25 protein-coding genes are annotated in these 22,500 nt (G+C 56.5%); 13 read left to right on the top strand and 12 right to left on the bottom strand.

Features of this window, described 5'->3' with window-relative positions; all coding sequences use genetic code 11:
- Positions 1–129: 129 nt before the first annotated feature.
- A complete protein-coding gene (gene ybjG, locus PAG01S_RS00005; protein ID WP_010254408.1) occupies positions 130–735 on the bottom strand; it encodes an undecaprenyl-diphosphate phosphatase in 606 nt (201 codons plus the stop codon).
- 404 nt (positions 736–1,139) lie between these two features.
- The gene (locus PAG01S_RS00010) at positions 1,140–2,828 is read right to left on the bottom strand and encodes an aspartate:alanine antiporter (protein ID WP_010254410.1); all 1,689 of its coding nucleotides are present in this window, start codon (positions 2,826–2,828) and stop codon (positions 1,140–1,142) included.
- Positions 2,829–3,086: 258 nt separating this feature from the next.
- Here PAG01S_RS00010 and ybjM point away from each other — a divergent pair, with 258 nt between their 5' ends.
- Complete coding sequence (ybjM, locus tag PAG01S_RS00015) at positions 3,087–3,452, top strand: inner membrane protein YbjM (protein WP_010254412.1); 366 nt, start codon at positions 3,087–3,089, stop codon at positions 3,450–3,452.
- Between the two features lie 86 nt (positions 3,453–3,538).
- Here ybjM and PAG01S_RS00020 read toward each other — a convergent pair whose 3' ends face one another.
- Positions 3,539–3,802, bottom strand: coding sequence for a GrxA family glutaredoxin (locus tag PAG01S_RS00020; protein ID WP_010254413.1), 264 nt, complete (start codon positions 3,800–3,802; stop codon positions 3,539–3,541).
- Between the two features lie 255 nt (positions 3,803–4,057).
- Between PAG01S_RS00020 and PAG01S_RS00025 the strand changes: the two genes are divergently transcribed.
- The 10 genes from PAG01S_RS00025 to rlmC all read left to right on the top strand — a co-directional run bounded on the left by PAG01S_RS00025 (position 4,058) and on the right by rlmC (position 12,880).
- Entirely contained in the window at positions 4,058–4,309 is a 252-nt protein-coding gene (locus tag PAG01S_RS00025; protein ID WP_010254414.1) for a DUF1418 family protein, read from the top strand.
- Positions 4,310–4,325: 16 nt separating this feature from the next.
- Positions 4,326–5,048, top strand: a complete 723-nt coding sequence (gene nfsA, locus PAG01S_RS00030) for an oxygen-insensitive NADPH nitroreductase (RefSeq protein WP_062757297.1) — start codon at positions 4,326–4,328, stop codon at positions 5,046–5,048.
- A 20-nt stretch (positions 5,049–5,068) separates the two neighbouring features.
- Positions 5,069–5,971 carry a 30S ribosomal protein S6--L-glutamate ligase gene (rimK, locus tag PAG01S_RS00035; protein ID WP_010254416.1) on the top strand — a complete coding sequence of 301 codons (903 nt, stop codon included), beginning with the start codon at positions 5,069–5,071 and terminating at the stop codon, positions 5,969–5,971.
- A gap of 87 nt (positions 5,972–6,058) precedes the next feature.
- Positions 6,059–6,538, top strand: a complete 480-nt coding sequence (locus PAG01S_RS00040; protein ID WP_022625960.1) for a YbjN domain-containing protein — start codon at positions 6,059–6,061, stop codon at positions 6,536–6,538.
- A gap of 387 nt (positions 6,539–6,925) precedes the next feature.
- On the top strand, positions 6,926–8,035 hold the full coding sequence (gene potF / locus PAG01S_RS00045) for a spermidine/putrescine ABC transporter substrate-binding protein PotF (RefSeq protein ID WP_010254418.1): 1,110 nt from the start codon (positions 6,926–6,928) through the stop codon (positions 8,033–8,035).
- Positions 8,036–8,157: 122 nt separating this feature from the next.
- Positions 8,158–9,291 (top strand): putrescine ABC transporter ATP-binding subunit PotG, encoded by a 1,134-nt coding sequence (gene potG, locus PAG01S_RS00050; RefSeq protein ID WP_062757298.1) that lies wholly within the window; start codon positions 8,158–8,160, stop codon positions 9,289–9,291.
- Between the two features lie 9 nt (positions 9,292–9,300).
- Complete coding sequence (potH, locus tag PAG01S_RS00055) at positions 9,301–10,263, top strand: putrescine ABC transporter permease PotH (RefSeq protein WP_010254421.1); 963 nt, start codon at positions 9,301–9,303, stop codon at positions 10,261–10,263.
- A complete protein-coding gene (potI, locus tag PAG01S_RS00060) occupies positions 10,260–11,105 on the top strand; it encodes a putrescine ABC transporter permease PotI (RefSeq protein WP_010254422.1) in 846 nt (281 codons plus the stop codon). The genes potH and potI overlap by 4 nt, the downstream gene beginning before the upstream one ends.
- Positions 11,106–11,180: 75 nt before the next feature.
- Positions 11,181–11,648, top strand: coding sequence for a YbjO family protein (locus PAG01S_RS00065; RefSeq protein ID WP_062757300.1), 468 nt, complete (start codon positions 11,181–11,183; stop codon positions 11,646–11,648).
- A 41-nt stretch (positions 11,649–11,689) separates the two neighbouring features.
- Positions 11,690–12,880 (top strand): 23S rRNA (uracil(747)-C(5))-methyltransferase RlmC, encoded by a 1,191-nt coding sequence (gene rlmC / locus PAG01S_RS00070; protein ID WP_062757302.1) that lies wholly within the window; start codon positions 11,690–11,692, stop codon positions 12,878–12,880.
- On the opposite strand, the gene PAG01S_RS00075 is transcribed toward rlmC, so the two are convergent.
- The 6 genes from PAG01S_RS00075 to PAG01S_RS00100 form a co-directional block, all read right to left on the bottom strand.
- Positions 12,859–13,590, bottom strand: coding sequence for an arginine ABC transporter substrate-binding protein (locus tag PAG01S_RS00075; protein WP_010254425.1), 732 nt, complete (start codon positions 13,588–13,590; stop codon positions 12,859–12,861). The genes rlmC and PAG01S_RS00075 overlap by 22 nt on opposite strands.
- Before the next feature lie 114 nt (positions 13,591–13,704).
- Positions 13,705–14,373 (bottom strand): arginine ABC transporter permease ArtM, encoded by a 669-nt coding sequence (artM, locus tag PAG01S_RS00080; protein ID WP_062757303.1) that lies wholly within the window; start codon positions 14,371–14,373, stop codon positions 13,705–13,707.
- Positions 14,373–15,089, bottom strand: coding sequence for an arginine ABC transporter permease ArtQ (gene artQ, locus PAG01S_RS00085; RefSeq protein WP_010254430.1), 717 nt, complete (start codon positions 15,087–15,089; stop codon positions 14,373–14,375). The genes artM and artQ overlap by 1 nt, the downstream gene beginning before the upstream one ends.
- A gap of 6 nt (positions 15,090–15,095) precedes the next feature.
- The gene (gene artJ / locus PAG01S_RS00090; RefSeq protein WP_010254432.1) at positions 15,096–15,827 is read right to left on the bottom strand and encodes an arginine ABC transporter substrate-binding protein; all 732 of its coding nucleotides are present in this window, start codon (positions 15,825–15,827) and stop codon (positions 15,096–15,098) included.
- 15 nt (positions 15,828–15,842) lie between these two features.
- Positions 15,843–16,571: an arginine ABC transporter ATP-binding protein ArtP gene (gene artP / locus PAG01S_RS00095; RefSeq protein ID WP_010254433.1), complete on the bottom strand. Its 729-nt coding sequence runs from the start codon at positions 16,569–16,571 to the stop codon at positions 15,843–15,845.
- A gap of 224 nt (positions 16,572–16,795) precedes the next feature.
- The gene (locus tag PAG01S_RS00100) at positions 16,796–17,335 is read right to left on the bottom strand and encodes a lipoprotein (protein ID WP_010254434.1); all 540 of its coding nucleotides are present in this window, start codon (positions 17,333–17,335) and stop codon (positions 16,796–16,798) included.
- 106 nt (positions 17,336–17,441) lie between these two features.
- On the opposite strand from PAG01S_RS00100, the gene PAG01S_RS00105 reads away from it, so the two are divergent.
- On the top strand, positions 17,442–17,762 hold the full coding sequence (locus PAG01S_RS00105; protein ID WP_003849304.1) for a heavy metal-binding domain-containing protein: 321 nt from the start codon (positions 17,442–17,444) through the stop codon (positions 17,760–17,762).
- Positions 17,759–18,583, top strand: coding sequence for an N-acetylmuramoyl-L-alanine amidase (locus tag PAG01S_RS00110; protein ID WP_062757305.1), 825 nt, complete (start codon positions 17,759–17,761; stop codon positions 18,581–18,583). The genes PAG01S_RS00105 and PAG01S_RS00110 overlap by 4 nt, the downstream gene beginning before the upstream one ends.
- A 4-nt stretch (positions 18,584–18,587) precedes the next feature.
- On the opposite strand, the gene ltaE is transcribed toward PAG01S_RS00110, so the two are convergent.
- The 3 genes from ltaE to PAG01S_RS00125 form a co-directional block, all read right to left on the bottom strand.
- The gene (ltaE, locus tag PAG01S_RS00115; protein ID WP_010254443.1) at positions 18,588–19,589 is read right to left on the bottom strand and encodes a low-specificity L-threonine aldolase; all 1,002 of its coding nucleotides are present in this window, start codon (positions 19,587–19,589) and stop codon (positions 18,588–18,590) included.
- A gap of 69 nt (positions 19,590–19,658) precedes the next feature.
- Positions 19,659–21,380 carry a ubiquinone-dependent pyruvate dehydrogenase gene (poxB, locus tag PAG01S_RS00120; RefSeq protein ID WP_062757307.1) on the bottom strand — a complete coding sequence of 574 codons (1,722 nt, stop codon included), beginning with the start codon at positions 21,378–21,380 and terminating at the stop codon, positions 19,659–19,661.
- Between the two features lie 130 nt (positions 21,381–21,510).
- On the bottom strand, positions 21,511–22,410 hold the full coding sequence (locus PAG01S_RS00125; protein ID WP_010669750.1) for a LysO family transporter: 900 nt from the start codon (positions 22,408–22,410) through the stop codon (positions 21,511–21,513).
- Between the last annotated feature and the right edge of the window lie 90 nt (positions 22,411–22,500).

Here is a 22,500-nt window from a genome sequence, read left to right on the forward strand (position 1 = left end):
ACGCTCGGCCCACGCCATCCCTGGCGTGTGACGCTTTCCTCCTCTGACCCTGTTCCCTGCGCTTTAAGCTTATTCGCTGCGGTAAATCCGGGTTTGCCACAGTGCTGGGGACGCTAACGCGTCCCTTTTTTAATCCTGCGTCCAGCCTTTGCGAATCGGCACGGCAAATAGCGACCGATAGAGTGGATTGATTACCGCCAGCATCCGCTCGCCATAGAACTGCCACGCCAGATGCGAAGCCAGACAGCTCAGCAGACCCACCAGGAACCCGCCCAGCATATCCATTGGCCAGTGAACGCCAAGGTAGACCCGCGACCAGGCAATAGCGCAACCGGCCACCATCAGAACCACACCTGACCAGAGGCGATGCCAGAAGATAAAGGCCAGTGCAAAGGTGAATATTGTGGTGCCGTGATCGCTGGGATAGGAGTCATCGGCGGCGTGATGCAGGAACTGATAACCAAAACCGATAGCGAAAGGGCGGGGATGCGGCAACAGCTGGCCCACAGACCAGGAGATCGCCAGCGCATAGATCAGCGCCATACCGGTTTTCAGTACCAGCACCCGCTGCGAAGACACCTGATCACGCGGTCCCCAGAGCCACATCGCTACGATTAACAGCGGCACGATGGCGATCAGATCTTTGGCAAAAAACGTCGCCAGCTGCAGTAACCAGGCGGGTGAAGCCGGTGTGGCATTAATGGCAGTAAACAGTGAATGGTTCAGCTCTTCCATTTCGGGATAAATTCCTCAGCAGACAGTCCGGTTAACGGCAGCTGGCAGCATCCCGCCAGCCCGGCCCGATAACAGCGGCAAAAAAAACGGTCAGCGACAACTCGCTCACCCAATCAGTCAGCACAAATTGCTAACTAAACAGCGGTCTATCCTGCTTTTTACCGTTTTGTTCGTCTATAGAAAGGCTCTTAATCTGCCGTTGAGTTGTGTAACGGTTTAAGTTTTATGACACATGCAGTTGTGAATCAGGCGGGGAATGGCGGGCAGGGACGAAAAAAGGGCATAAAAAAACCCGCCGGGAAAAAGACCAGCGGGCTCCACAATTTGGGGATTTCAAAGAAAAGCAGTGGCACTTATTATGACTATCCCTTAACAATAAAGTTCTGGACGCAGGCAAAAAAATTTTATAGGGGCAATATCGGCCAGATAATCACAATCAGCGTTCCCGCCAGCGTCAGCAACACGTTGGCGATGGCATAGGTCCCGGCATAGCCCAGCGCCGGGATATTGCTGCGTGCCGTATCACTGATGATCTCCATGGCCGGTGCGCAGGTACGTGCGCCCATGATGGCGCCAAACAGCAGGGCGCGGTTCATCCGCAACACATAAGCACCAAACAGATAGCAGATGATCACCGGAATCAGGCTGACCAGCAGGCCGCACAGCAGCATCAGCGCACCATCGCTGCTCAGGCCGTGATTAATGCCGCTACCGGCACTCAATCCCACACCCGCCATAAACACCATCAGACCGAACTCTTTCACCATAGTGAGCGCGCCCTGCGGAATATAACCAAAGGTCGGATGGTTGGCACGCAGGAAGCCGAGCATAATACCGGCAAACAGCAGGCCCGCTGCGTTACCAATACCAAAACTGAAATTGCTGAACTGGAAGGTGATCAGACCAATCATCAGACCCACGATAAAGAAGGCGCAGAAGGCTAAAAGATCGGTCATCTGACTGTGAATCGCGATAAAGCCAATGCGATCCGCCACGCTTTTCACTCGTCGTGCCTCGCCGCTGACCTGCAGCACATCACCTTTGTTCAGCATGATACTGTCGTCGATCGGCATCTCAATCTGACTGCGTATCACCCGGTTCAGGAAGCAGCCGTGATCGGTGAGGTTTAACTTGCTGAGGCGTTTATTTACCGCATTGTGGTTTTTCACCACGATCTCTTCAGTGACGATGCGCATATCCAGCAGGTCGCGGTCAAAAACCTCTTTGCCGTTGCGGAAGCTGGGGTCGAGCCGGGCGTGAGCATCGGGATAGCCCACCAGCGAGATATCATCACCGAGCTGTAACACCGCATCACCATCGGGACTGGCGAGAATACCGTTGCGGCGGATGCGCTCAATGTAGCAACCGGTCTGACGATAGATACCCAGTTCGCGCAGGTTTTTGCCGCCGCTCCATGCCACCAGTTCCGGACCGACGCGATAGGCGCGGATCACCGGCAGGAAAACTTTGCGCTGGCTGTCCGCATCCAGACCGCGTTCCCGGGCGATCTGCTGAGCGCAGGTGGGCAGATCCTGATGTTGCAGACGGGGCAGATAACGTGCGCCGAAAATCAGACTGACCAGGCCTATCAGATAGGTCACGGCATAACCGAGGCTCAGCTGATCCTGCATCAGTCCAAGCTGTTTCGGATCGCTGATGCTTTGCCGCAGGGTATCGCCCGCTCCGACCAGCACCGGCGTTGAGGTCATCGACCCCGCCAGCATGCCGGCGGTGAGACCGATATCCCAGCCAAAGAGTTTGCCCAGTCCCAGCGCCAGCAACAGTGCGCTGACCACCATGACGATGGCGAGCATGAAATAGTTTTTGCCGTCGCGAAAGAAAATGGAAAAAAAGTTGGGACCGGCTTCGACGCCGACACAAAAAATAAACAGCATAAAGCCCAGACTCAATGCATCTGTATTGATCGTAAAGTGCTGCTGGCCTAATAAGAGCGAAACCACTAATACGCCAATCGAATTTCCCAGCTGAACCGAGCCCAGACGCAACTTACCCAGACAGAGGCCGAGCGCTAAAACGACAAACAATAACAAAATGTCATTTCCGCTTAACAATCCTGCGACGTTAATATTCACTGTTTAACTTCTTGTTTACATGTAACCTATTGAAGAGTAGCCTGTTTTTCGCTATCGTGAGCAGGCCGTTGAGGTGCTGTTGCATCAGTACTGCAAATGGAACCTTTACCGCGGCGCTATTCTAATCACAAATATCTTTCACAGCCATTGGCTGTTTTCATTCGTTGCCACAGCGAACTGTTTCTTTTTATTTCCATCTGAACGCATCAGGGTTATCAGCAGGTTATTTTCGGGGTTACTTTTAATCAGTGGGGTGGTATGCCGCAGCGTTCTTATCTCTGGACTACCCGCCTGTGCGGCGTGGTGTTGTACAGTCTGGTGTTTGTCTTTACCTGTCATTTCTGGCAGGTCGGTCCCGGCCCGCTTCGCGGTCAGCCCGAATTACTGCTCTTTATGTTGCCCGGTATCGTGATGGCATTGGTGCAGGTGGAAAGCCCGTTAAAAAGCACCCTGCTCATGGGATTATGGGGAACGTTACTGGCAGCACTGCTGTTAAACAGCAGCCTGTTTATCCACAGCAACGCACTCTTTGTGGTCGCATGGAGCCTCAGCGCGCTGTTCTGGGCAGGCTGCGGGGCCTTGCTGGTACGGTTGATGCAGATAGTGATGGCATCACTCAATTAAACAGTGCCGGGCGATGGATGACCGGCAGAGCGTAAAAGGCGAGACAGGAAAACCTGGCTCGCCTTTTTCATTCCGGCTATCAGCGCTTACGCGGCAAATCCCAGATTCTCTTTGGTCCAGGCCGCAAACTCGGTGTAGCCACCGATATGTTTTTCGTCGACGAAAATCTGTGGCACGGTGCTGACCGGTTTACCGGCGCTCGCTTCCAGGTCGGCTTTAGTAATGCCTTCTGCGTTAATATCGACATACTGGTAGCTAAAATCATCACGTTCAGCGGTTAGTTTGTCGGCCAGTTCATGGGCACGCACACAGTAGGGACAGCCCGGACGACCAAAAATAACAGCAATCATTGAGAACTCCTTGCAGCGACTATTATGTGATGTGTATCACACAATGAAACAGAGAATGGCAACCATGATGCCCGCTCGTATCGCTTAAGGAAAGCAGGATTTGCCTGTTAGTCTGATGCCCGCACGCTATCGCTGCCCGGTCAGGAAGCCTCTGAATCAGAGGCTTTTTCGCGCCGGCAGCCCGTGTATCTCGCGCAATTTTTGGGTTGTTGACCATAATTGACGCTCAGTCAGCCGCTAAGGCAGGAGGATATCATGCAGAGTGTAGCCAGATTACCCCGGTTTGTGGTGGTGCTGGAGGCGGCTGGCGGCCTGTTAATCGTGGCCGCGCTGCTGCTGATCAACCACTGGCTTCCGCTGCCAGACAAGGCGGATGTAAAAACGCTGGCCACTGTGCTGTTTATTGCTGGCGTGGTTCTGATGCTGCCTGCTGCCTGGCTGTTAATGTGGCGCACCGCGAAAGCGATAGCACCACAGCTGTTTAATCAAACTGACAAAAAAAGATAATATTGCTGGAGACTTTATGACACCGACCATTGATTTACTGTGCAGCCATCGTTCAATCCGCGCCTTTACTGACCAGCCGGTCAGCAAAGCACAGCGTGAAGCGATTATTACTGCGGCGCAATCGGCGTCCACATCCAGTTTTTTACAGTGTTCTTCCATTATCCGTATCACCGACAAAGCCCTGCGCGACAAGCTGGTGACGCTGACGGGCGGACAGTCCTGGGTCGCGGATGCGCCTGAGTTCTGGATCTTCTGCGCTGACTTTAATCGCCATCTGCAGATTTGCCCTGATGCGCAGCTGGGTCGTGCCGAGCAGTTGCTGCTGGGCTGCGTCGATACCGCGCTGATGGGTCAGAATGCCATGGTCGCAGCGGAATCGCTGGATCTGGGCGGCGTCTTTATCGGCGGAATCCGTAACAGTATCGTGGAAGTAACCGAACTGCTGGGCCTGCCGAAATTTGTTCTGCCGTTGTTTGGTTTTTGCCTGGGCCATCCGGAGTCAAAGCCGGACGTCAAACCGCGTATGCCGCACGCGATGCTGGTGCATGAGAACCGCTATCAGCCGCTGGATCCGGCGGTACTGGCCGAATACGATAGCCGCACAGAACTCTATTATCAGCAGCGCGGCAGCAACCAGCGCAGCGAAACCTGGAGTGAGCTGATCCAGCGCCTGATCATTAAAGAGACGCGTCCGTTTATGCTCGATTATCTGCATCAGCAGGGCTGGGCCACGCGTTAAGCCAGTAAGGGAGAGCAGCGATGAAGATAGCTATCCTGTCACGTGATGAGACGCTCTACTCCAGTCGGCGACTGCGTGAGGAGGCCGCCGCACGCGGCCACCAGGTTCAGATCATCGATCCGCTCTCCTGCTATATGAATATTAATCCCGCCTCACCGGCGGTTCACTACTGTGGTGAACCGCTGGGCCATTTTGATGCGGTTATCCCGCGCATCGGCAACCCTATCACTTTTTATGGCACGGCCGTGCTGCGACAGTTTGAGATGTGCGGCAGCTATCCGCTGAATGAGTCCGCCGCCATTACCCGCACCCGTGACAAATTGCGCTCGCTGCAGCTGCTGGCACGGGAAGGCATCGACATGCCGGTCACCGGCTTTGCCTCCTCACCCGATGACACCGCTGATCTGATCGCCCTGGTCGGCGGTGCGCCGCTGGTGGTCAAGCTGGTGGAGGGCACCCAGGGCATTGGCGTGGTGCTGGCGGAAACGCGGCAGGCGGCAGAAAGCGTTATCGATGCCTTTCGCGGCCTGAATGCCCATATTCTGGTGCAGGAGTTTATTAAAGAAGCGCAGGGTCGTGATGTTCGCTGTCTGGTGATTGGCAATCAGGTGGTGGCAGCGATTGAGCGGGTGGCGAAAGAGGGCGACTTTCGCTCTAATCTGCATCGCGGCGGCAAAGCTTATCCGGTCGTCATTACGCAACAGGAGCGGCAGATCGCCGTGAAAGCGGCGGCTACGCTCGGGCTGGAAGTGGCGGGCGTCGATATTCTGCGCGCCCATCGCGGCCCGCTGGTGATGGAAGTTAACGCCTCGCCCGGTCTTGAAGGCATTGAAACCAGCAGTGACCTTAACATCGCCGCCCTGATGATCGAGCGGATTGAGCAGCAGGCCATCCCCGGGCTCCGTCCTAAAACCGCTGGCTGACACGCGCTTTTCAGCGGTTTTCATGGCATCGTCGCGCATTTTTCCGTAAGCTAAGTCGCCTGTTTATCACCCCACTGGGATTTTACGATGGATTCTCTTGTCGTTCCGGATATCGACCTGCTGCGTCGCTGGCTGGATCAGCAAAATATCACCTGGTTCGAATGCGATGCCTGTCAGGCACTTCATCTGCCGCACATGCAAAACTTCGATGGGGTGTTTGACGCCAAAATCGATCTGGTCGACAACGTCATTCTGTTTTCGGCGCTGGCTGAAGTGAAGCCGACGGCGCTGATTCCACTGGTTGGCGATTTGTCGCAGATCAATGCCAGTTCGCTGACGGTGAAAGCATTTATCGACATTCAGGATGATAATCTGCCGAAACTCATTGTCTGTCAGTCAATGATTACCACCGCCGGGTTAACCTTTGGTCAGTTCTCGCACTTTATGAAACAGAGTGAAGAGCAGATCTCCATGGTGATCCTGGAAGCCTTTGCCAACAATCTGTTGATCGTGGGCGAAGAAGAAGAGCACGTTCCGGTGACCAGCGTTCATTCTGTGCTGCACTAAGCCCGACATGGTCACACACTAAGCCGTCCCTGAGACGGCTTTTTTATGCCCGCCATCCGCTGCCGCGATAATTTTTTATTCTGCATTTTGCCCTTTAACGCCAGATATTAGTCGTGGTTTATGCCATCAAAGCCGAACCTCATAGCTCAAACATGCATAAAATATCGCTTTCAGGCGTTTTTTACGCTGGGGTCTGGTGAAGCCTGACCGGGGGGGCTATGCTTGCGGGGCTGTAACAGGCGCGTAACTGCGCCTCAGCTATAGGTTTTTGCTATTAAACTCCCGCTGAATAATGATTCATTGTGTCACTGACGTCTTGTACAGAACGCAATGCAGGGATCTCTGGTTTGCAGCGTTGTAATGACCCGCTCAGGAGGATGGAAAAATATGTTCAACTCACGTCAGAAATGGCTGTCAGCTGTGGTAGCTGCTGCGCTGATGGCCGCATCGGCCAGCAGCATGGCGGAAGATAAAACGCTGCACGTCTACAACTGGTCCGATTATATTTCGCCAGATACCGTGCCGAACTTTGAAAAGCAGTCCGGCATCAAAGTGGTCTACGATGTGTTTGACTCCAACGAAGTCCTGGAAGGCAAACTGATGGCGGGCAGCACCGGCTATGATGTGGTGGTGCCATCCTCCAGCTTCCTGGCGCGTCAGCTGCAGTCCGGGGTATTCCAGCCGCTGGATAAGAGCAAACTGCCTAACTACAAAAACCTCGATCCGGCGCTGATGGAGAAAGTGGCGCAGCACGATCCGGGTAATAAATATGCCATTCCTTATCTGTGGGGCACCACCGGTATCGGCTACAACGTCGACAAGGTCAAGGCCGCACTGGGCGCTGATGCGCCGGTCAACAGCTGGGATCTGGTGCTGAAGCCGGAAAACCTGGAGAAGCTGAAAAGCTGCGGCGTCTCCTTCCTGGATGCCCCAGAAGAGATTTTTGCCACGGTGCTCAACTACCTGGGCAAAGATCCTAACACCTCTGATGCCAAAGAGTATTCCGGCGCGGCCACTGACCTGCTGCTGAAACTGCGTCCGAATATCCGCTACTTCCATTCGTCGCAGTACATCAACGATCTGGCCAACGGTAATATCTGCGTCGCCATTGGCTGGTCGGGCGATATTCTGCAGGCGAAAAACCGTGCTGATGCGGCTAAAAATGGCGTGCATCTGGGCTACAGCGTACCGAAAGAGGGCGCACTGGCCTTCTTCGATATGATGGCGATCCCGAAAGATGCGAAAAACCTCGATGGTGCTTACGCCTGGCTGAACTACATCATGGATCCGAAAGTAATCGCCGATGTCTCCAACAAAATGAACTACGCCAACGGCAACAAAGCGTCGCTGCCGCTGATCAATGCCGACGTCCGCAACAACCCGGGTATCTTCCCGACGCCTGAAGCGATGTCGAAATTGTTTGTGCTGAAAGTCCAGGATCCAAAACTGGATCGTGTGCGTACGCGCGCATGGACTAAAGTAAAAAGTGGTAAGTAATTCGTCCTTAACGGATTGACCTGTCATGCATCAGCAACAGAGGCGCGGTGTCGGCCTCTGTTGTGCCATTTTTAGCGGCAAATTTTGTCGCCATGTTCCGCCTGGCTCCGGAGAGAACCTTTGTGAACGATGCCATTCCCCGACCTCAAAATAAAACCGCAAAGGCGTTAACGCCACTGCTGGAAATTCGCAATCTGACCAAATCCTTTGACGGGCAACACGCCGTGGATGATGTCAGCCTGACTATTTATAAAGGTGAGATCTTTGCCCTGCTGGGCGCATCGGGCTGTGGTAAATCAACGCTGCTGCGCATGCTGGCCGGTTTTGAGCCGCCAACCAGCGGGCAGATTGTGCTGGATGGCCAGGATCTGTCCCACGTTGCTCCCTATCAGCGCCCGATCAACATGATGTTCCAGTCCTACGCGCTGTTTCCCCACATGACGGTGGAGCAGAATATCGCCTTTGGTCTGAAACAGGATCGGCTGCCGAAAGGAGAGGTCACCAGCCGGGTAGCAGAGATGCTGGCGCTGGTGCATATGCAGGAGTTTGCTAAACGCAAACCGCACCAGCTCTCCGGTGGTCAGCGTCAGCGTGTGGCGCTGGCCCGCAGCCTGGCGAAACGGCCGAAACTGCTGCTGCTGGATGAGCCGATGGGGGCACTGGACAAGAAGCTGCGCGACAGGATGCAGCTGGAAGTGGTCGATATTCTGGAGCGTGTTGGCGCCACCTGTGTGATGGTGACGCACGATCAGGAAGAGGCGATGACCATGGCGGGCCGTATCGCGATTATGAATCGCGGCAAGTTCGTGCAGATTGGTGAACCGGAGGAGATCTACGAGCATCCTACCAGCCGCTACAGCGCGGAATTTATCGGTTCGGTTAACGTCTTCGAAGGCTTACTGCGTGAACGTCAGGCGGATGGCCTGGTGATTGACAGTCCCGGCCTGATGCATCCGCTGAAAGTCGACTCCGATGTCTCGGTGGTGGATAACGTTCCGGTCCATGTCGCACTGCGCCCGGAAAAAGTGATGTTGTGCGATGAGGTGCCTGCCGATGGCTGTAACTTTGCGGTGGGTGAAGTGGTCCACATCGCCTATCTCGGCGACCTCTCTATCTTCCATGTCCGTCTGCACAGCGGACAGATGATCAGCGCACAGTTGCAAAACGCGCATCGCTACCGCAAAGGGTTGCCGACCTGGGGTGATGAAGTCCGCCTCTGCTGGGAATGCGACAGCTGCGTGGTGTTGACGGTTTAAGGAGCGGCTATGAGCCAGATTTTCCAACGCGCTAAAGCGCCTGCCCGACTGGTCGGCACGCCGCTGCAACGCTGGGCCACGCGGATAAAAATGCAGCATGGCCGCAAGCTGGTGATCGCCTTGCCTTATGTCTGGCTGGTGCTGTTGTTTCTGCTGCCGTTTCTGACGGTGCTGAAGATCAGCTTCGCGGACATTGCGCGTGCGATTCCCCCCTACACCGAGCTGGTGAGCTGGGCTGATGACCAGTTCAGCATTGTGCTCAATTTCGGCAACTACCTGACGCTGACCGACGATCCGCTCTACGTCGATGCCTATCTGCAGTCGCTGAAAGTGGCGGCGATCTCCACGGTGATCTGTCTGCTGATTGGCTACCCGCTCGCGTGGGCCGTGGCGCACAGCAAGCCATCCATGCGCACCATTCTGCTGCTGCTGGTGATCCTGCCGTCATGGACCTCATTTCTGGTCCGCGTCTACGCCTGGATGGGGCTGCTTAACAACAACGGTATTCTGAACCGGTTCCTGCTGTGGCTGGGTGTGATCGATCATCCGCTGGTGATCCTCTACACCAATACAGCGGTCTATATCGGTATCGTCTACTGCTATCTGCCGTTTATGGTGCTGCCAATCTACACCGCGCTGACCCGCATTGATTACTCGCTGGTGGAAGCCTCACTGGACTTGGGTGCGCGTCCGCTGAAGACCTTTTTCAGCGTGATTGTCCCGCTGACTAAAGGGGGCATTATCGCTGGATCGATGCTGGTGTTTATCCCGGCGGTGGGGGAGTACGTGATCCCTGAACTGCTGGGTGGGCCGGACAGCATCATGATTGGCCGTATCCTGTGGCAGGAGTTCTTTAACAACCGTGACTGGCCGGTGGCCTCCGCGCTGGCGGTCATCATTCTGCTGATCCTGATTCTGCCGATCATCTGGTTCCACAAGCATCAAAACCGTGAAATGGGAGAGAAGGCATGAATAATTTGCCAACCATTCGCTCACCCTGGCGTACCGGTATTCTGGTCTGCTGCTTCCTGTTCCTCTATGCGCCGATGCTGTTGCTGGTGGTTTACTCCTTCAACAGTTCACCGCTGGTGACGGTGTGGGAGAGCTTCTCGTTCCACTGGTACAGGGTGCTCTTCCAGGACAGCGCGATGATTGACGCCGTGCTGCTGAGTCTGAGCATTGCCGGTCTCTCCGCCACCATGGCGGTGGTGCTGGGCACGCTGGCGGCGGTAATTATCGTGCGCTTTGGTCGCTTCCGTGGCCACAACGGTTTTGCCTTTATGCTGACCGCGCCGCTGGTGATGCCCGACGTCATCACCGGACTGTCGCTGCTGCTGCTGTTTGTGGCAATGGGCAACGCCTTTGGCTGGCCGAGCGAACGCGGCATGCTGACCATCTGGCTGGCCCACGTCACCTTCTGTACCGCCTATGTGGCCGTGGTGATTAACTCGCGTCTGCGTGAGCTGGACCGCTCCATCGAAGAGGCGGCGATGGATTTAGGCGCAACGCCGCTGAAGGTCTTTTTTGTGATTACCGTGCCCATGATTGCACCGGCTATTGTGACCGGCTGGCTGCTGGCGTTTACCCTGTCACTCGACGATCTGGTGATTGCCAGCTTTGTGACCGGGCCGGGTGCCACCACATTGCCGATGGCGATCTTCGCCACCGTGCGACGCGGCGTTAACCCGGAAATCAATGCGCTGGCTTCATTGATCCTGTTTGTGGTCGGTTTAGTGGGTTTTATCGCCTGGCGGGTGATGGCACACGAAGAAAAACAACGTTTAAGCGATATTCAGAAAGCTAAACGTGGCTGAAATCCGTAACCTTTGCCACTATATGAACGGGCCGGTCTGACCGGCCCGTTTTTCGATCAGGTGGAGTCACGGACTATGTCAGAAATCTTCAAAAGCAGTGCCACGCTTTCAATCGCGCCGGTTCCGGTGTCGGTTGCGGGCATTGCTATTATTGCGACCCGCTGCCTGAGCGTCCTGATGCTGGCAAACGAGCTGGGTTACAGTGAACTCGCCAATTTTGTTCACCGCAGCGCCCAGTCCTGGGACGCGACACTCATCTTTGTCGCCAGCCAGCTGATCTTCCTGTTCGAACTGCGCTGCGCCTTTACCCTGATGCGCGGCAGTAACCGTGGACGCTGGGGCTATGTGGCGACGCAGGTGATTGTGCTCAGCTATATGCTGGTCGCCTCGCTGGGCTGGATCTACCCCGAGATTTTCAGCATTGATGGCGACAATAACGTCCAGATTATCCACCATACCCTGTCGCAGAAAATCCCCGATCTGCTGGTGCTCCTGCTGCTGTTTCTGCCTGCCAGCAGCCGCGCTTTTTTCAGGAAGCGATGATACAATCGCGCTCCGCCCGACCCGATCGTTAAGGCTTTACCATGCACTGCGCGCTTTATGACGCTAACCGTTGCCGCTCCTGTCAGTGGCTGGAAAAACCCTATCCCACTCAGCTGAACGACAAGCAGTCGCTGCTGGAACAGTTACTGGCTGAGCAGCCAGTCGCTGCCTGGTTGCCGCCGGTCGCATCACCGCAGCAGGCATTTCGTAATAAAGCCAAAATGGTGGTGAGTGGCAGCGTCGAGCGTCCGGTGCTGGGATTAATCCATCGTGATGGTGAAGCTGTGGATCTGTGCGATTGTCCGCTCTATCCCGCCAGCTTCCAGCCGGTTTTTGCTGCACTTAAGCCCTTTATCGCCCGTGCCGGACTGACGCCCTATAACGTGGCGCGCAAACGCGGCGAACTCAAATTCCTGCTGATAACCGAAAGCCAGCAGGGCGGCGTGATGCTGCGCTTTGTCCTGCGTTCAACCGCGAAACTGGAACAGCTGCGCGCCGCATTGCCGTGGCTGCAACAGCAATTGCCGCAGCTGGCGGTGATCTCTGCCAATATTCAGCCGGTGCATATGGCGATTCTGGAGGGGGAAGAGGAAATTGCGCTGACGCCCGCGCAGTCGCTGGCAGAGAACTTCAACGGCGTGCCGCTGTGGATCCGCCCGCAAAGCTTCTTCCAGACCAACCCGCAGGTTGCCAGCGCACTCTATGCCACCGCGCGCGACTGGGTCAGGGCGCTGCCGGTCAACAGCATGTGGGATCTCTTCTGCGGCGTAGGCGGTTTTGGTCTGCACTGCGCGACAGCGGAGATGGAACTGACGGGCATTGAGATCAGCGCCGAGGCGATAAAATGCGCCCAACGTTCCGCTGAGATGCTGGGACTGGAAAAAGTGCAGTTTGCGGCGCTGGATTCTACGGCGTTTGCGACCGGACGCGATGCGGTGCCGCAGCTGGTGCTGGTTAATCCGCCGCGTCGTGGAATTGGTGAGGCGCTGTGCGACTATCTCAGCCAGATGGCCCCGGATTATCTGCTCTATTCAAGCTGTAATCCGCAGACCATGGCGCAGGATATTGCCCGACTGAGTGCCTATGAGGTGACGAAGGTGCAACTGTTCGATATGTTTCCCCACACCGCCCATTTTGAAGTGCTGACGCTGTTAACCCGCCGTCAGCACGAGTCCGGGAAAGCATCGTCAGAGGTAGCCTCAGCCGGTAATCACTCCGGGAACCACTTCTGATTAAGCTGCTGCCAGCTGCCGTTGGCTTTCAGTTCGTTCAGCGCCTGATTGAACTGATCGCGAAGCGCCGTATTGCCTTTGCGTACGGCAATGCCGAGACCGGTGCCAAAGTAGTCCGCATCCGTAACATGTTCACCGACAGTGGCGAGATCCGCATTGGTCTTCAGCCACTGATTCACCACCGCGCTGTCGCCAAACACGCCATCCAGCCGGCCACTCTTCATATCCAGAATCGCATTCTGATAGCTGTCATAGGCCACCACTTTCACTTCCGGATGCTTATCCTGCAGGTACTTCTGGTGAGTGGTGCCGTTTTCCACGCCGATGCGTTTGCCCTTAAGCTCAGCAAAGCTGCTGAACTGGCCTTTACGGGCGATCACGATGGCGGAGTTAGCGTAATAAGGCTGGGTAAAATCGACCTGCTTGCTGCGCTCAGTGGTGATATCCATGCCGGAAATCACCGCGTCATAGCGGCGGAACTTCAGTGACGGGATCAGGCTGTCGAAGGCATTGTTGGTAAAGGTACACTCCGCTTTCATCTGCTGGCACAGCGCTTTGGCCAGATCGATATCGAATCCCACCAGGTTATTTTCCCGATCCAGGGATTCAAACGGCGGGTAGGTCGCTGAGGCGGCGAAGCGAATCTTTTCCGCTGCCTGGGCGGTAAGTGCCAGCGAAGCCAGCGCAGCGGCAACAATCCATTTTTTCATTTATGATTCCTGTGATGTGGTCAGCCAGAGAAGGCGATACCCTGCCATAAAATGCATTTTTATGCAATTAGTGTGATTTTTCAGGCGAAAAGGGCGAGGGGCCTCGCCCGGATATCAGTTACGTCGTTCGAAGGCCAGGGCGCGCTTTTCGATCAGCCGCATCATCAGCGTCAGCAAACCGTTAACGCAGAGATAAACCAGACCCGCCGCGGCATAGACTGTGATGTCGTAGGTGCGGCCATAGAGCAACTGGCCGTGGCCCATGACTTCCATCAGGGTGATGGTGTAGGCCAGCGAGGTGCCTTTGAACACCAGCACCACTTCATTGGAGTAGGAGGAGAGGGCGCGTTTAAATGCATATGGCAGCAGAATGCGCAGCGTATCTTTGCGGCTCATGCCGAGCGCGGCACACGATTGCCACTGTCCGGAAGGAATCGCACGCACCGCACCGTAAAACAGCTGCGTGGTGTAAGCCGCGCTGTTCAGCGACAGCGCCAGCATCGCGCACAGCCAGGGCTGCGACAGTAAATGCCACAGCCAGGGGATCTGCTGGATCGAGGGAAACTGTCCCGGACCGTAATAGATCAGGAAGATCTGCACCAGCAGCGGTGTGCCGGTAAACAGTGTAATAAAGCCTTTGACCAGCGGGTTGAACACCGGCGTTTTCAGCGACAGCACCACGGTGAAGAGCAGCGCCAGCAGCAGGGCCATGACCAGCGATGCTGCCGTCAGCGTCAGGCTGGTATGCAACCCTTTCAGGAGTTCAGGCAGATAGGCCAGCATTAGCTGTTCCCCCGTTCAAAGCGGGTGGTGCGCAGTTCGATGCGGCGTAACACCGCCTGGCTGAACAGCGTGATCACTAAGTAGATAGCGGCCGCCACCAGGAACCAGGTAAACGGCTCCTGCGTGCGGGTGGCAATACTTTTGGTTTGCAGCATCAGATCGTTGACGCTAATCAGCGAGACCAGCGCGGTATCTTTCAGCAGCACCAGCCACTGATTGCCCAGACCGGGCAGGGCGTGACGCCACATCTGCGGCATAATCAGCCGGAGAAAGATGGCCGATTTTTTCATGCCCAGCGCCTGACCCGACTCCCACTGACCCATCGGCACCGCTTTCAGCGCGCCGCGCAGCGTCTGCGAGGCGTAGGCGGCATAGAGCATCGCCAGCGCTATCACACCGCACAGGAACGGACTGACGTCGAAGTTTTCAATTTCTACCTGTATCGGTAACTGAAACAGGCCGAAATTCAGGGTGAAGCCGTCAGAGAGGGTGAGCAGCAGCTGTGAGGCGCCAAAATAGATAAACAGCACCACCAGAATTTCCGGCAGGCCACGGATCAGCGTTACCAGGCCGGTGCCAATCCACGCCAGCGGTTTCAGGCGCAGTGACTCCCAGCCAGCGAAAATCATCGCCAGCACCAGGCCAGCGATGAGAGCACAAACAGCAAGGCCGACGGTCATGCCGGCGGCGCTTGCGAGGGTCATCATTTCATTCATCAGAGATTACTGCTGGAACCATTTGCTGTAGATGGTTTTGTACGTGCCGTCTGCTTTGATCTTATCCAGCGCGCCATTGAATCTGGTCTGCAGCTCGGTGTTACCGGTACGTACCGCAATGCCCAGGCCGGTACCAAAGTAGGCTTTGTCCGTGACTTTCTCACCAACGGCAGCCAGCGCGGCATTCTGCTTCAGCCATTCGTTGACGACTGCGGTGTCACCGAACACAGCATCAATACGGCCATTTTTCAGATCCAGCACCGCATTCTGATAGCTGTCGTAAGGAACGGTGGTGATCTCGCTGTGTTTCTCAGTCAGGTATTTCTGATGCGTGGTGCCGTTCTGGACGCCAACCCGCTTGCCTTTCAGCGCTTCCACGCTGGCAACTTTGCCTTTCTGGGCAACAAACAGCGCGGAGTTGTCGTAGTAAGGCTTGGTGAACAGGACCTGTTTTTCACGATCTGGTGTGATATCCATGCCCGCCATCACCGCATCAAAACGACGGAATTTCAGGCTTGGGATCAGGCTGTCGAACGCCTGATTGGTGAAGGTGCAGGTCGCATCAATCTCTTTACACAGCGCATTGGCCAGATCGACATCAAAGCCCTGAATCTTGTTGTCCGCATCCACAAACTCAAAAGGAGGATAAGAGGCTTCGGTCGCAAAACGAATCGTCTGTGCCGCCGTAGCGCTCAGGCTAAAACCAGCAAGCAGTGCAGCAAGTACCATTTTTTTCATTTTTAGCATCCTGACTTAGTGCGAAAGATAGTGAGCAAACGCCTCGGTTTGCGGCTGTGTAAAGCGGCTGGCATCGCCCTGTTCCACAATGTGACCGTTCTCCATATAGACGACGCGGCTGGCCGTTTTACGTGCCACCTCCACTTCATGGGTCACAATCACCTGGGTAATACGGGTCTGGGCCAGTTCGCGAATGATACTGACAATCTGTGCGGTAATTTCAGGGTCCAGCGCGGCAGTCGGCTCATCGAACAGCAGCACCTGCGGCTCCATCATCAGCGCGCGGGCAATCGCCACACGCTGCTGCTGACCACCGGAGAGATGCAGCGGAAAGCGATCGCTGTAGGGCGTCAGGCGCAGCCGGTCAAGCAGCTTGTCGGCGCGGGCGCGGGCGTCACTTTTGCTGAGGCCCAGTACCCGGCAGGGCGCTTCAATCAGATTCTGCAGCACGGTAAGATGCGGCCAGAGGTTGTACTGCTGAAACACCATACCGACGTTCTGACGCAGTTCGCGAATCGCAGCATCGGAGGGTTTCTGGCTGAAGTCGAACTGATTACCGGCAATCTGCAACTGACCTGAACGCGGTTGCTCCAGCAGGTTAAGCACCCGCAGCAGCGAACTCTTACCCGCACCGCTGGGACCCAGCAGCACCAGGGTCTCGCCTTGCGGACACTCAAGGTTAATGTCGAACAGCGCCTGATGAGCACCGTAGAAGCAGTTTATTGCGTTTAGTTGAATACTCATGCGCCAGATTTGAATAGCTATTAGTGTCGCGGATTTTAACGTCACCAGAATAGTTATGCAAATAAGGTGGGTTAAAATTTGTAAAACAGCAGGCTAACCGCAAAAGCTTAGCACAATATCATGCACTGCCTGGGAGCAGCGCGCTGCAGCGGGACGGGCGGCGGAAATAAAAAAAGCGCAGCGCCCGGGGGCGACTGCGCTTCTCTGAACGGTTAAGCCTGAGGTTATTTTTTCGATTTCTCAAGCATCTGGCTCAGGCTGCCACCCTCTGCATGCGCAGGGTTGGCCATGTAGCGCACATCATCCACCACCCAGCAACTGCCCTGATGGATCATCAGCACTTCATCCTGCCACTGCTTGCCGTCGCGGCTCAGGTCGACCCGCAGCGGGATGTTGCGTGCATCGCGGTTCGGAATGGTGGAAGCATCAGCGACGCTGGCGGCGGTCGGACCCTGTGACAGGCTGGAGAAGAGATCGCCATTGCGCCACTGTGCGCCTGCATTGCTGCCGCTGGCCGCCTGCAATGAGTGGTACAGCGCATCACTCAGGTAAGGGCGATATTTTGCCAGGGTGTTGCTGTCGGGCAGACCCTGCGTAGGCTGTTCGATACGCAGGTCGTAAAACTGCTGGGCCACCTGGTCAGGACCGCCTTCAATGCACGGTGCGGTACGTGGGCCATTATCCTTAATCACTGGCTCAACGGTGGTACAGGCGCTGAGCAGCAGGGCCGCCGGGATCATTAGCGCAAACGCGTTGTTTCTCATCTCGATTTCCTTATGGTTCTCTGGCAAGGTGCCCTTTTTAGCATAGAGTATAGCCGTGCTTTTTAGTCGAAAGAGCCTTAGCCCGGTTTTCAACAAGGAGAATGCGATGAAATTTTCAACAACCCCCACGCTGGAAGGTCACAGCATCAGCGAATATTGTGGCGTCGTCACCGGTGAAGCGATTCTGGGTGCCAACATCTTCCGTGACTTTTTCGCTGGCATCCGTGATGTGGTCGGTGGCCGCTCCGGTGCTTACGAGAAAGAGCTGCGCAAAGCGCGAGAGATCGCGTTTGAAGAGCTGGAGGAGCAGGCAAAAGCGCTGGGCGCCAACGCCGTGGTCGGTATCGATATTGACTACGAAACGGTCGGCAAAGATGGCAGCATGCTGATGGTAAGCGTCAGCGGCACGGCGGTGATCATTCGTTGAAACGGTGGCTGTGGCTGATACTGTCGCTGCTGCTGGCGGGCTGCCAGTCCGGGATAGAATCCCGTGACGGCTACTGGGCCGATCTGCGGCATCCGGCGCAGGGCGCGCGACCGCGGGTGAAGGTGATTGTGATCCACTACACCGCCGAAGATTTTTCTTCGTCGCTGGCGACCCTGACCGATCGGGAAGTCAGCGCCCACTATCTGATCCCGCGGCAGCCGCCACAGCGCGCCGGGAAAGGCATTATCTGGCAACTGGTGCCGGAGCAGCAGCTCGCCTGGCATGCCGGTCCAAGCTTCTGGCGCGGAGCCAGCCGCATCAATGACACATCGATTGGTATCGAACTGGTGAACCAGGGTTATCGCCGGACCCTGACAGGTCTTGAATGGCAGCCATTTACCGCTGCGCAGATCACCACGCTGGAGGCGCTGCTGCGCGATATTGCACAGCGCTACGGCATCGCACCGGAAAATATTGTCGGTCACAGTGATATCGCGCCGCAGCGTAAGCAGGATCCCGGCCCACTCTTTCCGTGGCATCAGCTGGCCCAGCGCGGAATGGGTGCCTGGCCCGATGCCGGACGAGTGCAGTTTCATTTAGCGGGTCAGGATCCGCACGCGGTGGTACCCGTGGAGCCACTACTGGAACGTTTACAGCGCTATGGCTATCCGGTGACGGCAGAGATGAGCGCGCGTGAACAGCAGAGGGTAATCGCCGCGTTTCAGATGCATTTCCGGCCTGCGGATTATCGCGGGCAGCCCGATGCAGAAACCGCCGCGATAGCTGCCGCGCTACTGGATAAATATGGCGCGGCGCAATAGCGGATTATTGGTGTAAAAACGCCTTCCAGTGGGCGACGACCTGCGCCAGTGCCGCACGATCAGCATCCAGATGGGTGACCAGACGAGTGCGGGTTCCTGCGCTGATTAACACCCCGCGCGCCTTCATCCACTCACCTAATGGTTTGACCTGGGCTTCCGGCACCGCCACAAACAGCATGTTGGTCTGCTGATCGATGACCTGAACGCCCAGCTCATGCAACTGCTGTCCCAGCCAGGCGGCATTGTCATGATCCTCCTGCAGCCGCGCCACGTTGTGTTCTAACGCATAGAGACCCGCCGCCGCCAGAATACCGGCCTGGCGCATGCCGCCGCCGGTCATTTTACGCCAGCGACGTGCGCGCTCAATCAGCGCCGTGTCGCCACACAGCAGAGAACCGACAGGCGTGCCCAGGCCTTTAGAGAGACAGATGGTCAGGGTGTCGCAGTAGCGGGCAATCGCCGCCAGCGTGGTCTGCTGCGCGACTACCGCATTGAAAATGCGTGCGCCATCAATGTGCAGCGCCAGCTGGTGCTCGCGGGTAAAAGTCCACGCCTGTTCCAGATACGCCAGCGGCAGGACTTTACCGTGATGCGTGTTCTCCAGACTCAGCAGACGGGTGCGGGCAAAGTGAATATCGTCCGGCTTGATGGCTGCCGCTACTACGTCGAGCGGCAGGGTGCCATCGTCGGCGGCCAGAATCGGCTGTGGCTGAATACTGCCCAGCACCGCCGCGCCGCCCGCCTCATATTTGTAGTTGTGCGCCTGCTGACCGACGATATATTCATCGCCGCGTTCGCAATGGCTGAGTAGCGCTACCAGATTCGCCTGGGTGCCGGTCGGGAAAAACAGCGCCGCTGCTTTGCCGCTCAGCCGTGCGGCTTCCGCCTCCAGCGCATTTACGGTGGGGTCGTCACGGTAGACGTCATCACCGGTTTCGGCAGACATCATCGCGCTTAACATGGCGGCGCTGGGCCGGGTTACGGTATCACTGCGTAAATCGATCACCCTATGCTCCTGAACATGGCGGAAGAAAAAAAAGGCGGGCATCGCGCCCGCCTGGATGGAGTCTCTGTTTTACCGCAGCCAGTTGGTTTTCGCCAGTTCTACCACCTCATCACCGCGACCATTCATGATGGCGCGCAGCATGTAGAGACTGAAGCCTTTAGCCTGCTCCATTTTGATCTCCGGCGGCATCGCCAGTTCCTCTTTGGCGGTAATGACATCCACCAGCACCGGGCCATCGTGGGCAAACGCCTGCTCCAGCGCGCCATTGAGATCAGATGCCTTTTCCACCCGGATACCCCGGATACCGCAGGCTTCGGCGATAGCGGCAAAGTCAGGATTCTCCAGCTCGGTGCCATCGGTGAGATAGCCACCCGCTTTCATTTCCATCGCCACAAAGCCCAGCACGCTGTTGTTGAAAATCACCAGTTTGACCGGCATTTTCAGTTGCGCCAGCGAGATAAAATCCCCCATCAGCATGCTGAAGCCGCCGTCGCCACACAGTGCTACCACCTGACGATTGCGATCAATCGACTGCGCGCCCAGCGCCTGTGGCATCGCGTTCGCCATTGAGCCGTGGTTAAACGAACCCAGAAGGCGACGTCTGCCGTTCATCTTCAGATAGCGCGCCGCCCAGACGGTCGGTGTCCCGACATCGCAGGTAAAGATGGCGTCATCACTGGCGTAGTGGCTGATCTGCTGTGCCAGATATTGCGGATGGATCGGCTGCTTGTCGTTGGGCTGCGCCAGCTCGTCCAGACTTTTGCGCGCCTCGCCATAGTGCTTAACCGCGCTGTCGAGGTGGCTGCGATCGCTTTTGTGCGTCAGCTGCGGCAGCAGCGCCTGCAGTGTGCTTTTCACATCGCCGACATAGGCCTGATCGACGTGACAATGTGACCCAAGGCTGCCCGGATTGATATCAATCTGGATGATTTTAGCCTTTTCCGGATAGAAGGCGCGATAGGGGAACTGCGTGCCCAGCAACACCAGCGTCCCGGCATTCATCATGGCGTGGAAACCGGATGAGAAACCGATCAGTCCGGTCATGCCGACATCATAAGGGTTGTCATATTCGATGTGTTCTTTGCCGCGCAGCGCATGGACGATAGGGGCTTTCAGCGCTTCTGCCAGCGCCACCACCTCCTGATGCGCTCCGGCGCAGCCACTGCCGCACAGCAGCGTAATATCGCTGGCTTCGTTCAGCGTTTGCGCCAGCTGCGCCAGTTCGGCGGGCTGTGGCAGGACCTGCGGCAACTGTGGCGGATACCATTCCGCGCTGACGCTCTCTGGCGCCAGTTTAAGCGCGACATCCCCAGGCAGCACCACCACCGAGACACCACGATTCAGAATCGCTTTACGCATCGCGATGCCCAGCACCTGCGGGAGCTGCTCAGGGTTCGAAACCAGTTCGCAGTAGTGGCTGCATTCGCGGAACAGCTCCTGCGGATGAGTTTCCTGAAAATAGCCGCTGCCGATTTCGCTGGAGGGAATATGTGCCGCAATCGCCAGAACAGGAACGCGGTTACGATGGCAATCGAATAGACCGTTGATCAGATGTAAGTTGCCTGGCCCACAGGAGCCGGCGCAGACCGCCAGTTCACCGCTGATGTGCGCTTCCGCGCCCGCTGCGAATGCGGCGACTTCTTCATGGCGCGTCGGCATCCATTCAATGGTGCCCATGCGATTAAGACTGTCGCTCAGGCCGTTAAGGGAATCCCCGGTGACGCCCCAGATGCGTTTTACGCCCGCGCTTTCCAGCGTTTTGGCGACCAGCGCCGCGACGGTTTGTTTCATGCTCTTCTCCTTTGTCGGCCCGCCCTGAAGAGTGACGTGACCAGAACCGAAAAAAGAAGCGTAGACGACACGGCAGAAAAGCAGGCGTGAAAAAATGCGCTGGCAGAGCTCAGCGCATATCAGACAGGATTCAGGCGGAGAAGAGGGCGATAAGAATCGGGGCCAGCAGGCTCATCACAAAGCCGTGCACAATGGCGGCCGGGACGATCTCATTGCCGCCCGCCCGCTGCAGCACCGGCAGGGTAAAGTCCATTGAAGTGGCGCCACACAGGCCGAGTGCGCTGGAGCGATGACGGCCAATCAGCGCCGGAATAAGCATGATTGCCACCAGTTCACGTATCAGGTCGTTGAAGAAGGCGGCGCTGCCGATGACCGGACCAAAAGCTTCGGTCATCAGAATGCCGGAGAGAGAGTACCAGCCAAAACCACTGGCTAACGCCAGACCGGTTTTCAGCGGCACGCCCAGCAGCAACGCCGCAATCATGCCGCCGATAAGCGCGCTGACCAGCACCACGCTGGCAACCAGCAGGCCACGACGGTTCAGGATAATCTGACGCAGCGTCATGCCGCTGCCGCGCAGCTGAATGCCCACCAGAAACAGCAGGAAGATCAGCGCATATTCGCTGGCCGTCGAGGCGTGGTGCAGCAGTGGCCACTGGGTCAGGCCAAGCAGAAAACCGATGACAACCACGCCGCACAGCTTCAGAGAGTCCAGCGCCATATGCAGCCGCGAGGGCAGTTTCTCCTGCCGGTGCGCATGCTGCCAGGGGGCATATTTTTCCAGCCCGCGCAGCGCCAGCAGGTTGCACAGCAGAATGCAGAAGGCCGCTACCAGCGCGGTGTGAAATACCGCCAGCAGATTGCTGCTCAGGTTGTCGAGAAAGGCCAGGCTGATGCCCATAAAGAACAGAATGACGTAAACCATCCAGCCCAGCAGCTGATTGACCCGGCGCAGGGTTGAAGTTTGACGGAACGGTAGCAGCCAGCCGGCGATCAGCGGCAGAAGAATAATCAGGAGTCCGGAGTACATAGCGATAAGGGCCATCCATGGTGGAAGAGGCCACACGCTAGCGAAAAAGCGTAACGGAGTAAACCCTGAGAAAGCGGCTTGACCGGCTCG

The organism is Pantoea agglomerans NBRC 102470, assembly GCF_001598475.1.
GTDB lineage: Bacteria > Pseudomonadota > Gammaproteobacteria > Enterobacterales > Enterobacteriaceae > Pantoea > Pantoea agglomerans.